The sequence below is a fragment of the Metallumcola ferriviriculae genome (assembly GCF_035573695.1).
GTDB lineage: Bacteria > Bacillota > JADQBR01 > JADQBR01 > JADQBR01 > Metallumcola > Metallumcola ferriviriculae.
In genome coordinates, this window is the sequence record NZ_CP121694.1 from 824029 (window position 1) to 834823 (window position 10795).

At 41.9% G+C, this 10795-nt stretch carries 9 protein-coding genes and 2 pseudogenes; 6 read left to right on the plus strand and 5 right to left on the minus strand.

The window, feature by feature from the left end:
- Positions 1–9: 9 nt before the first annotated feature.
- The 4 genes and pseudogenes from MFMK1_RS04185 to tnpC (MFMK1_RS04200) form a co-directional block, all read left to right on the plus strand.
- A protein-coding gene (locus MFMK1_RS04185; protein ID WP_366922096.1) for an IS3 family transposase occupies positions 10–1153 on the plus strand; the annotation gives its coding sequence in 2 pieces (ribosomal slippage) (positions 10–284 and positions 283–1153; 1146 coding nt in all).
- Positions 1154–1437: 284 nt separating this feature from the next.
- On the plus strand, positions 1438–1752 hold the full coding sequence (gene tnpA / locus MFMK1_RS04190; RefSeq protein WP_366923903.1) for an IS66 family insertion sequence element accessory protein TnpA: 315 nt from the start codon (positions 1438–1440) through the stop codon (positions 1750–1752).
- A complete protein-coding gene (gene tnpB / locus MFMK1_RS04195; RefSeq protein ID WP_366923904.1) occupies positions 1746–2102 on the plus strand; it encodes an IS66 family insertion sequence element accessory protein TnpB in 357 nt (118 codons plus the stop codon). The genes tnpA and tnpB overlap by 7 nt, the downstream gene beginning before the upstream one ends.
- 70 nt (positions 2103–2172) lie before the next feature.
- A pseudogene (gene tnpC / locus MFMK1_RS04200) lies at positions 2173–3186 on the plus strand (IS66 family transposase); the annotation flags it as partial.
- 57 nt (positions 3187–3243) lie between these two features.
- Here the strand turns inward: tnpC (MFMK1_RS04200) and MFMK1_RS04205 are convergent.
- Genes MFMK1_RS04205 through MFMK1_RS04215 form a run of 3 tightly spaced genes read right to left on the minus strand, consistent with a single transcriptional unit; the run spans position 3244 to position 6438 of the window.
- Positions 3244–4269, minus strand: a complete 1026-nt coding sequence (locus tag MFMK1_RS04205) for a tyrosine-type recombinase/integrase (RefSeq protein ID WP_366923905.1) — start codon at positions 4267–4269, stop codon at positions 3244–3246.
- Complete coding sequence (locus tag MFMK1_RS04210) at positions 4262–5245, minus strand: tyrosine-type recombinase/integrase (RefSeq protein WP_366923906.1); 984 nt, start codon at positions 5243–5245, stop codon at positions 4262–4264. Before MFMK1_RS04210 ends, MFMK1_RS04205 begins: the two co-directional genes overlap by 8 nt.
- Positions 5242–6438 (minus strand): tyrosine-type recombinase/integrase, encoded by a 1197-nt coding sequence (locus tag MFMK1_RS04215; protein WP_366923907.1) that lies wholly within the window; start codon positions 6436–6438, stop codon positions 5242–5244. Before MFMK1_RS04215 ends, MFMK1_RS04210 begins: the two co-directional genes overlap by 4 nt.
- Positions 6439–6632: 194 nt before the next feature.
- Here MFMK1_RS04215 and tnpC (MFMK1_RS04220) point away from each other — a divergent pair.
- Together tnpC (MFMK1_RS04220) and MFMK1_RS04225 are read left to right on the plus strand one after the other, a co-directional pair.
- Positions 6633–7220, plus strand: a pseudogene (gene tnpC / locus MFMK1_RS04220) (IS66 family transposase); the annotation flags it as partial.
- A gap of 134 nt (positions 7221–7354) precedes the next feature.
- Positions 7355–7732, plus strand: a complete 378-nt coding sequence (locus MFMK1_RS04225; protein WP_366923908.1) for a hypothetical protein — start codon at positions 7355–7357, stop codon at positions 7730–7732.
- A gap of 275 nt (positions 7733–8007) precedes the next feature.
- Here MFMK1_RS04225 and MFMK1_RS04230 read toward each other — a convergent pair whose 3' ends face one another.
- Together MFMK1_RS04230 and MFMK1_RS04235 are read right to left on the minus strand one after the other, a co-directional pair.
- Complete coding sequence (locus MFMK1_RS04230; RefSeq protein WP_366923909.1) at positions 8008–8703, minus strand: stalk domain-containing protein; 696 nt, start codon at positions 8701–8703, stop codon at positions 8008–8010.
- 298 nt (positions 8704–9001) lie between these two features.
- A complete protein-coding gene (locus MFMK1_RS04235; protein ID WP_366924871.1) occupies positions 9002–10177 on the minus strand; it encodes an IS110 family RNA-guided transposase in 1176 nt (391 codons plus the stop codon).
- Positions 10178–10795: the final 618 nt, after the last annotated feature.

Here is a 10795-nt window from a genome sequence, read left to right on the forward strand (position 1 = left end):
TCATACAAAATGGGAAGACGAAAATTTACAGCCGAATTCAAAACTAAAATCGTACTGGAGCTACTCAAAGAAGAAAAACAGATCGGCGAACTAGCAGCCGAACATGAGTTAAGCCCCAATCAACTGCGCAACTGGAAAAAAGATTTTTTAGAGAATGCACCACAGGTGTTCTCACAAAGCAAGCAAGAAAAAGAGCTTCGTGCCCAAGAAAAAGCTTTGGACGAAGAAAGAACCGAATTAATGGCAAAAGTCGGTCAACTCACTATTGAGAATGACTGGCTCAAAAAAAAATCTAAAGAAGTTCTTGGGGTCGACTGGGAGAATAAGTCTGGTTTCAAAAAATAACAAACTGCCGGTTAATCGGCAATGCCAGTTACTTGAGATCAATAGAACCAGTTTTTATTACACACCTAAAGAACCTGACAGAGAGCGCGAAAATATGATTAAAAACAGGCTTGATTACTGGCATACCAAGATGCCATATCTAGGGGTTAGGAAGCTTCGCAAAAAGCTACAGAATGAAGACCACATTAAGGTTGGCCGTAAGTTAATTAAACGCTATATGGACGAAATGGGAATATATGCGGTCTATCCTAAACCCAACCTGTCAAAGCGTAATAAGCAGCACAAAATCTATCCTTACCTGTTAAGAAACCTAGATATTAATCGGGCAAACCAGGTTTGGGCCATTGACATTACCTACATTAAGATGGGCAGAAGTCATATGTATCTAACAGCCGTCATCGACTGGTATAGTCGTTACATAGTAGGCTGGGAACTATCAGATACTTTGGACACCGCACCGGTGTTAGCAGCAGTTAAAGAAGCTATCAACAGATACGGCACGCCGGAAATTATCAACAGCGATCAGGGGTCTCAGTTCACAAGCGCTGATTACACAGAATATTTAAAGAGCGTGAACATCAGACAAAGCATGGACGGCAAGGCCCGTTGGATTGATAATGTTATCATAGAGCGATGGTTTAGAAGTCTAAAAACCGAACAAATCTACACACATGAATATCTAACACCTAGAGACCTAAGGATCGGTATTAGAGAATATATCCAAGAATATAATATAGAACGACCACATCAAACCCATGACTACCTAACTCCTCAAGAAGTCTATCTGGGGATAAGCAAGGCAGCTTAATAATAGCAAGACATATCGTATATCAAAGTCAAGTAGGCTGATGGATAGTGCCGCCATGTGGACAACCCTCCGCTACGCTCCAGGTTGACGCACAAGGCTTGGACAACAAAAACCGTGTTGTCCACACTCTCCACAGCCTCGGCGACTGGTCTAAAGTTTACGACGACGATAAAATCATTTCAAAAGAGGCAACTAATGTAAGCGTCAAACCATACCCACGTTGTTTCCTTAGTCCGGCTGTGTCATAATCTTCCTCAAAGATCCTAAGAGAGGAAGATTTTACTGTGACAAGAGCAGAACTAAGAAAACTATGGGAAGAACGGGTATCCGCCTTTAAAGCCAGCGGTCAGAGTGCCAATGCCTGGTGCAGAGATCATGACTTAAAGCCCAACCAGTTACATTACTGGCGTAAAAAACTTGAACCCAAAGAAGCTGCCGAAACACTATCGTCTAAATGGCTACCGCTAGAAATAAGCGATAAGTCCTATGAAGAAAACAACCTTTTCATAACGGTAGGGCAAGCTACTGTAGAAGTAAAGCCAGGGTTTGACCCGGCACTTCTTTTAGAAGTGGTGAGGACCTTAAAAGCATTATGCTAAACGATGCCAGTGTAGAGAGAGTATATCTCGCCTGTGGCAGCACAGATTTACGTAAATCCATTGACGGGTTAGCTGTCCTGGTCAAAGAAGGATTTGAACTAGATCCCTTCTCTCCGTATCTCTTTGTTTTCTGCAATCGCAAACGCGACAAGCTTAAGATTTTGCAGTGGGAGCACAATGGTTTCTGGCTTCATTACCGCCGCCTGGAAAAAGGCAAATTTCAATGGCCGGCAGACAGAGAATTTACACCTTTAAAGATTAGCCGACGTGAGTTACGGTGGCTTTTAGATGGACTGCCTATTCAGCAGCGTCAGGCTCACCCCAAAGTTACAGCACGAACGGTGTTATGACCTAAAATAAATCATGCTTTAAGCCTTGATTTTAAAGGGTTTTAAAGGGTTTTTGTCGAATCTATATACTATGGATAATATAGCTAAAACTAACGAAGAACTTCAAAATAAATGCAGTCAATTAGAGCAGCAAAACGCTGAACTTACTGCCAAACTTAAATGGTATGAAGAGCAGTATCGCTTAAGCCAAAAAAAGCAGTTCGGAGCTTCCAGCGAAAAGTCTGATCCCAATCAGTTGAATCTTTTTAATGAGGCCGAGGTAGAGAGTAAACCTCCTAAACCTGAACCAACCATGGAGGAAATCACCTACCGTCGCCAAAAGAAACAGGGACAGCGTGAAGAACTTTTAAAAGAGCTGCCGGTGGAAACAATTGAGTATCGCTTGCCTGCCGAAGAACAGATATGCTCGTGCTGTGGCGAAAACTTGCATGAAATGAGCACAGAAGTTAGAAAAGAGCTTAAAGTCATTCCGGCTCAAGTCAGTGTCGTTGAACACGTGCGTCATGTCTATGCTTGTCGCCGCTGTGAAGAAGAGGAGATTAAGACACCTGTTGTAACAGCACCTATGCCTCAACCGGTGCTTGCGAAAAGCTTAGTATCCCCTTCAGTAATGGCCCACATCATGACACAAAAATATGTAGAGGGTATGCCCCTCTATCGGCAAGAGCAGCAACTGACCCGTCTTGGAGTAGGCCTGTCCCGGCAGACCTTGGCCAATTGGATGCTCCATGGTGCCGAGAGGTGGCTTTACCCACTTCATAAGAGAATGCATGAAATTCTCATAAAGCAGGACATCCTGCACGCCGATGAGACCACACTGCAGGTACTGCGTGAACCAAACAGACCGGCAGAAAGTACTTCCTACATGTGGCTTTACCGCACCGGGCGGGAAGGCCCGCCGATAGTACTTTACGATTATCAGACCACCCGGGCAAGTAAACATCCCCGTAAGTTTTTGTCCGATTTTAAAGGCTATCTGCATGTAGATGGCTATGCCGGTTACAATGGACTATCGGATATCACTTTGGTCGGGTGTTGGGCTCATTATCCAAGAAATATGATTATCCGAGAAGAAACACTAAAAACCGCATAAGCCTAGGAGATTCTTTTCTTTTTCTCGGATAATCTAAATCTAACTTGACTAAACGTTTAAGAAATCTGGCATTTCATTTTTCTTTCTGGATTCTTTCATTGCCTCAGAATCCGGGGAGAACCATTTCTCATTCCATTCTTTCAAGTGCTTGTCCACTGTGTTCTGTGACAATTCCGCATATATCTGCGTTGTTTGGAGTGATGCATGCCCAAGGAAATTTTTTATGACTACAATTGGAACACCCGCCTCCAACATATGGCTTGCAGTTGAGTGCCTCATGGAATGCGGCGGATAACTGTCTTCTCTAAATAAAGCCAGATTCTCTGCCTTAGCCTGTCGTACGTATTTCTTAAAGATACCTTCAACGCAAGAAACAGCCATTTGTTCATGGGTTTGACTTGAAAAAACATGCTTGTCAGGTTTTGAACTCAGTCGCCGGTGATATATATATTTCTGCAGCATCTTCGCACAGTTGTCCGGAATGCCAATGCGCCTTGATTTTCCACCTTTCCCTTTAATGTTCAGGGTGGCTCCTTTCATATTGAATTGTATGCTTCCTACCGTCAGGTCGCAGATTTCTTGGGCCCTTGCCCCACTTGCATACATTAAGCTAAGTAGCACTTTATCCCTGAGGCCGATATCCTTACTGTCGTTAGGTAAACGAAGAAGTATCGAAACTTCCTGCACTGATAACACCGCACGTTGCTTCTTTTGGACTTTTTTCATAGGGATTTTAATAACACCGCTCCGAAATACGGATGCAGCAGCAAAATCCCGGTTCTGAGCATACTCAGAAAAAGAAATGATTGCTGACAGTCTCTGGTTTTTCGTTGATGCGCTACAGCCCCGGTCTTTCTCAATCCAGTCAAGAAATTCTGTCAGGGTGCTGAAGTCTAGCTGCTCAAAGGCTATCTTATCGGCGGAAATCCCTTTCTTGGAATACATGAACTCCAGCAGCAGCCGGAAAGCATATTTATATGAAGTAACCGTATTAGGGCTGGCCCCGACTGAACGGGGCATGTAGTTTGTAATATAACTGTTCAGTAACTCCAGAAATTTCGAAGGTTTATTCATCGAAATTCACCTCCGGAAATATCTGGGCAGTGTATCCATCAAACAGTTCCATTGCATCCGGAAACATCTCACTGCTGAATTTCAGGTATTTTTCTGTTTCTTTCAGACTGTCATGTCCCAGATAGATGGAAAGGTACGGAACAATGTCATCAATCCTGCGGCCAGCTTTCTCTGCATTGGCAAAAGACTTAAATACAAACACATGCCTAAGGCAATGAAGGCAGGGACCCCTTTGATGTTTCTTTCTTCCAGGAAGGAATATATTACCTTGTTCCAGTATGAAATTGAACTTATGCTGAGCATTATGTACTGTCACTGGTTCCATCGGATCAAATGTGGGAAAAAGATATGCTTCCGGATATCCGATCATCCCCATAGCCATGCAGTATTGCCCAAGGATCTTTGTCAACGTGGGATGCATAGGAACAAGCCTTTGCTTGTCACCTTTAGTATATTTCAGTGTCAGCACACCGATATCAAAATCTACATCTTTCATTTTTAATAAAAGTGTCTCACCGATGCGAAGCCCGCATCCACACATGAGGCGCAGAATCATTGGAAACTCCACATGAATGAGAGTATTCTTACGCGGTTTCCCCATCTGTAGGGTATCTGCAATGGAAAATATAAGCTTCATCTCGTCGTCCAAAAATATATACGGAACGTAATCGTCACTGACCCTTGGAATCGGTGGAATATAAGCATTAACACCATAACCCTTAAGCTGTGTTAGAAAGATTCTGACAACAATCACCATGTTGGCAATGGAACTGCTCTTTCCTGTAAGGGTACCGCTCCAGCCGGTTACCTGCTCTTCTGTAAGATCTTTGTCGTCACATTTTATAGAGCAGAGGTATTCGTCGAATAACTTAAGTGTGTGCCGGTCGTGGTCATAGGCACTTTTGCTTTTTGATGATTTCCGAAGTGCCAAGAACCCAGCAATCTCATCTTGCAGTACACTCTTGAAGTGGATCATGACTGTCCACCTCCATCAAGAAATGCTTTAAATGAGCCCGCCGGTTCTGGGACTTCTATTGCACATTCACGGAGCTTTTCTATGTTAAGCTTTGCATAATGCTTTATTGCGTCAGGATCAGAATGCCCGAGGATGGTCCTGACAGCTTCATATGGAACATTATCATTAACCATTGAACTGGCCAATGATGACCTAAATGCATGGGGGCCGTGTTTCTTTCCTGACATATCAATACTGGCCAAACAAAAGTACTTTGATGTCGCAAAACGAAGGACAGAAGTGGTGATTCCCTGATAGGGCGCTTTATGGCGCAGGAATACCGTCTTGCTTGCCACTCTGGGACGTACATTGTTAATGTAATCAGCCAGCGCTTTTCCGACTTCCGGCAGCATGGGGAGATGTAACATTTCTCCGTTTTTTTGCTGTTTAAAGCAGATCTCTTCATGCTCGAAATCCAGCTCGTATAGAGACAGTTTTGCGATATCCCCGGATCTCATACCAAGTCTTGTCGCCAAGAGCAGCATTGCATAATCCCTCTTGCCAACATCGCTCATGCGATTGATGGCTGCTTCGAATCTAAGGATATCTTCTTCACTATAGGTTACTGGTATATCCATCGACCGCCTGTAGCGTGGAACAAGTGTAGAAAGGTCTGACTTGGTGGTTCCCCTGATACTTAAAAATTTCAAGAAGACCATGACCACGGCCAAACCATCCTTGTTTTCGACTGCCAGGCATGCTCTAGTAACATAAGACGCGTTCAAAGATTGAATGTCCGGGCATCCAAATGTAATGCATTCTCTTAGGAAACTGCGAATAAATCGCTTCTTTGACTCAATAGTGATATCTTTGTTGCCAGCTCCGGCACACTCCGTTGCATACATTCCCAACGCATGTTCGTAATTACTGGGCAATAGAGTAATTTTATGTTTCTGCTGAATCCGATATTCCATGCCGGAATAAAAGTCATTGAGCCTCCGGATTGCCGTAAACATAGCCTTTTGCCGTGCATCCTCTAATTCATTCTCTACAAGATAGGTTTCATAGTACTGCATGCCGATTTCAGGAGTATAAGCATCGATACCATGCTCAATCATAAATGGTTCAATTTTCCTAAGTGTCCGGCGATAGTTGACTAGCGTCAACTCAGTATAAGACTTGTCCTCAAGATCGTGAAGCAATTCGTCAAGCAAGTCTCCAAATGATAGATTTCTAATTTCTTCTTGATTCATAACAACACCTCCCTAGATTTATAATTCCATTCTAAAGGAGATGATCATTATCAGAGAAGATGTCAGATGAAGAGTGTATTTATGCTGCTTTCAGATATTCTTCTCGGATAATCATATTTCTTGGATAATGAGCCTTATTCGAGAAGTAAGATAAGGCTCATGCTAGACGTAAATTTGATGCGGCATTAAACGCCCTGCCGGCTGATAAACGGGATAAAGATGTAGTCGCCAAAGAGGGCTTAGATTTTTGCAACCAACTCTTTGCCATTGAACGCGAACTACAAGATTCTACATTCAAAGAACGATACGAAATCCGGTTACAGCGCAGCCAGCCGGTGTTGGATGCTTTTTTGGCATGGCTAAAATACCATAAGCCACGAGTTCTTCCCAAAAGTGCCTTTGGCCAGGCTATTAACTACTGCCTGAACCAATGGGATCGGTTAAAAGTCTTTTTACAAGATGGCCGCTTAGAAATTGATAATAACCGCAGCGAACGCTCCATCAAGCCTTTTGTTATAGGCAGAAAAAATTGGCTATTCAGTAATACTCCAAAGGGAGCTAATGCTAGTGCAACGATCTATAGCATCGTGGAAACTGCTAAAGAAAATGGATTAAATCCATTCGTTTATCTCCAGTATCTCTTTGAAAAACTTCCTAATATGGATATCGAAGATGAGAGTGCTATTGATGAGCTGCTTCCCTGGTCTGATGCTTTGCCTTCAGAGTGTCAGGTTAAAAAATAATTTTTACATTCTTGCCCCGCCTGTTGTTGTCAAGGTGGGGTTTATTTGACGCTTACTTAGATACAAATACCGGTATTTTACAAGTAACAGGAACTATAACTGTAAATTACCTATTTAACGGGGGACAATGGGAAATGGTTTCTTGTAAAAGAAATGATGACTTTGAAGTAACCTGGGACCTTGTTGGGTTATGGGAAGGCAAAGACCTTGATTGGAACTTTTATTTTTCTCTTAATATTACTGATTTAACCGAAGATGGCAAAATTACTTTTGGGGGCACCAGAGGAGGATTTCAGATTTATAAATTTTATGATAAACAAGGTCAAATAAAGAATATGAGTTTTAATACTGACAGTTCTATTAGTGGAACCATTTTTCCATTAGAAAATACAATAAAAGGTGTGTTCGGGGGCGCTGATTTTATAGTTAAAGCAGTTAATCCTCCCAGTAGGCCTCAAAAAACTTCTTCTATGTATGAGATGAAAACACTTTATACCAATAATGGCCAATAGTACGGTACTATATGCTGGTGGTAACAGATGGGTAGTGCCGACAAATTTTACTTTTTGGGTTAGCCTAAAAATAGGGGAATAATTCTGTGACAATATATTCTCCCCAATAATATTGCTCTACGTTGCATCAAGAAAGTCCTTCTCCGGTATTTTAAGATGACTTTAATATCCTGAAATAATTTTTCACTATTGGCTGTGAAAAAACATTTACCTAATTGCAAAAGAAAAACAGCGGAATGTTCTTAAGCACATTCCGCTGTTTTGAATTAATAGTTTCACTTTATAAGTTTAGCATCAATTAGTCCAAAACCATCAAGTTCCTCGGACTCAAGGATTACTTTTAATTTTAAAACACCGGTCAAGTCTACGTCTACTTTAATTGGGGTAGTTATATCTGAAGGTATGGGTCCGCTTTCGTAAATCTTTTTTCCATCACCATATAATGCGAGATGTCCCAAATTATCTTCCTTTCTCGTGCTTGACCAATCTTCCTCTGGTGCAAGTAATGCTTGAAATTTTTTGTATTTTCCGTCAACAACATACTCGCTTCTGATGTAGCCATCATAAGAATAGGTCCAAAATGCGTTATAGTATTGCTCTCCCATATTGGTTTTGAAACTTGTAACAAACTCTGCATCATGTTTAGTTGATGTTAAAGTTCGCATATCTGACAGATAAACAATTTCCCCACCAGGCTGCTCACCAACGTAGATACTATAAGAACTTCCTTCCCAGCCTACTTCCTTTCCTAACGCCTCACTAACAAAACGCAAAGGAACGTAAGTAGTACCATTATAGATAAATCCGCTCTGACCATCTGGAGCCTGTCTTTGCACACCGTCAAAATAATACTTCAATGGGTAGAAAGTAACCTCAATGTTTTTTGTAAACCCTGCTGAATATGCAACTCCGGTTAGTAAAACCACCGCTATAAGAATACTGAACACTAAAACAGCTTTTTGTTTGATCAATTAAACCGCCTCCTATAAAGGTATAATCTTTTTAGTGTAATACTTCAGATGGCCCACCAAATCCTGCATATTAATGTAAATAAAGTAAAAAAAGGAATTTAACTCATAGAAGCAGAATTTATGCGAAGATTGTTTCTTTTGCAAATTAATTTTGAGTCCTGCGGTAATATGTCAAGTACCTACAAAAGAAATTTGGAAATAAATTAGCCAATATTTCTTAAAAAAGACATTACTAAATAGCCCCAGTTTCATTTTACAGAAACTGGATATTACCAAAGGATATGAGGAGGTGTTTACCTCATCGATTCACCTTCCTTCTAGGCGTGTAGATTTGGTCGTTACGTAGCAGCGCATCGACCAGACGCACAAGTTTTCTTGCGGTTAAGACGAGGGCTCTTTTATGCTGGTGCTTAGGCACCTCATGATACTTCTTGTAGTAGTAAGCGCGAAACTCCGGTTCATAGTTTTTAACCGAGTTGGCAGCCTCAACCAGGTAAAAACGGAGATAACGATTACCAGACCGTATCATGTTAGTTTCATCAGCCGTAAACTTTCCCGACTGATGCTTACTCCAAGTAAGGCCCGCATATTTAGCCAAGGAAGCTTGGTCTTTGAAACGATGAATATCACCGATTTCCGCCAAGATACCGGCACAGTAAACAGGGCCAATACCGGGAATGGACTTTAAGGTATTAGGAATACCGGATAAAAGCCTTTCAATGGCTTTATCAAGCTGTTTGATTTGAGCTTTAATACTTCTGATAGTTTCAATGGGTGTTGCCATTAAGATATCGACTGAGTCTTCAACACATTTAGAAAGTCTGTAGGAAGATCGAGCAGCCTTTTGAATACATTTAGCAACCCCTTCAGGGTCAGAAAAGCGATTCTTACTTTTTTCTTTTAGGAAATCGGCAAGAACAGCAATATCCATAGCAGCAATTTCATCAAGGCTATATTTTTCAAGGAAGAGATCTATCATGGCGTTACCAAATACAGAGGATTCAACCTCAGACCTAAAAGCATTGCATTTAAAGAATAAGTGCTGTAAGAAATGCTGTTTTTCACGGGTAAGACTTTTGACCAAGTGATAGCGTGACCTTGTTAGTCTTTGCAGGGCAACATATTGTTCCTGCATGATCATGGACAAAGGGAGCCTGCCGAAGCGTAGACGGTCGGCAATAATCCAGGCATCAATATCATCAGTCTTATCAAGGTCGACATAAGCATCTTTAAACCTTTTGATAAGCTTAGCATTAATAGTGTAGACCTTGGCCTGGCGCTTTTTAAGCTCTTTGTCTTCATTAAGGAACATGGCAGGATGCCAACTGTAGACAGAAGTGGACTCCATGCCAATCTGGATTTCCTGGGAGGAATGCTTGTCCGCCAAGGCAACGATTTGGTCACGTAAGAATTCTGAACCAGGAAGGTTATTGTCAACAGTAAAAGACTTTAAAACATCACCGTCCTGGTTCATAACACACACTTTTAAATCAATAGAACTAACGTCAATACCGATAAAAAATTTGTACAATGGGGATCACCTCCAATTCATTTAGGATAATGAGGAAATGGACTTTTCGGGATATCCCCAGCGCACTCGTAAGATCAATCAGCCTCGCATATGAGAACTCACCCCGGTCCATGGGCTACCTGGAAACTGCTACATTCCAGCAGGGGTTGCCGGAGGGAACAGCCTGCGGGTTAGAAGTACAAACGAGAGCTGGGGATGCAGACTTCAAAAAGTAGTCAAAGCTACAGGAGTGATTAGCATTTCCCCAAATTATCCTCTATAGATAATTATCTGGGAACATCACGAACAGTCCAACCCCAAATTTTTAGCATCTAAGACGCCCGCCCTTGACGGTGAGCCTCTGGCCGCATGGTTACACAGCCTGGGAGCCATCCCCTAAAGGGAAGTGGCTGTGCAGCCAACGAGCCTACCATGCGGCCCACTCACCGTCAAGGGTAAAGTGAACGGGCTACTGTTGAGATAAGAGTTAGTTTTGAGTTTTCAAAGAACAAAACCTTAACTGGAAATTCTGTGATTTGACTTGTTGAAACATATAGGTAATTGCGAAATTCAAAATTTAAC

Coding starts and splice junctions, on each gene's coding strand:
- tnpB (WP_366923904.1), top strand. CDS start 1,746: ATGCTAAACGATGCCAGTGTAGAGAGAGTATATCTCGCCTGTGGCAGC.
- MFMK1_RS04205 (WP_366923905.1), bottom strand. CDS start 4,269: ATGAATAAACCTTCGAAATTTCTGGAGTTACTGAACAGTTATATTACA.
- MFMK1_RS04210 (WP_366923906.1), bottom strand. CDS start 5,245: ATGATCCACTTCAAGAGTGTACTGCAAGATGAGATTGCTGGGTTCTTG.
- MFMK1_RS04225 (WP_366923908.1), top strand. CDS start 7,355: ATGGTTTCTTGTAAAAGAAATGATGACTTTGAAGTAACCTGGGACCTT.
- MFMK1_RS04235 (WP_366924871.1), bottom strand. CDS start 10,177: ATGAACCAGGACGGTGATGTTTTAAAGTCTTTTACTGTTGACAATAAC.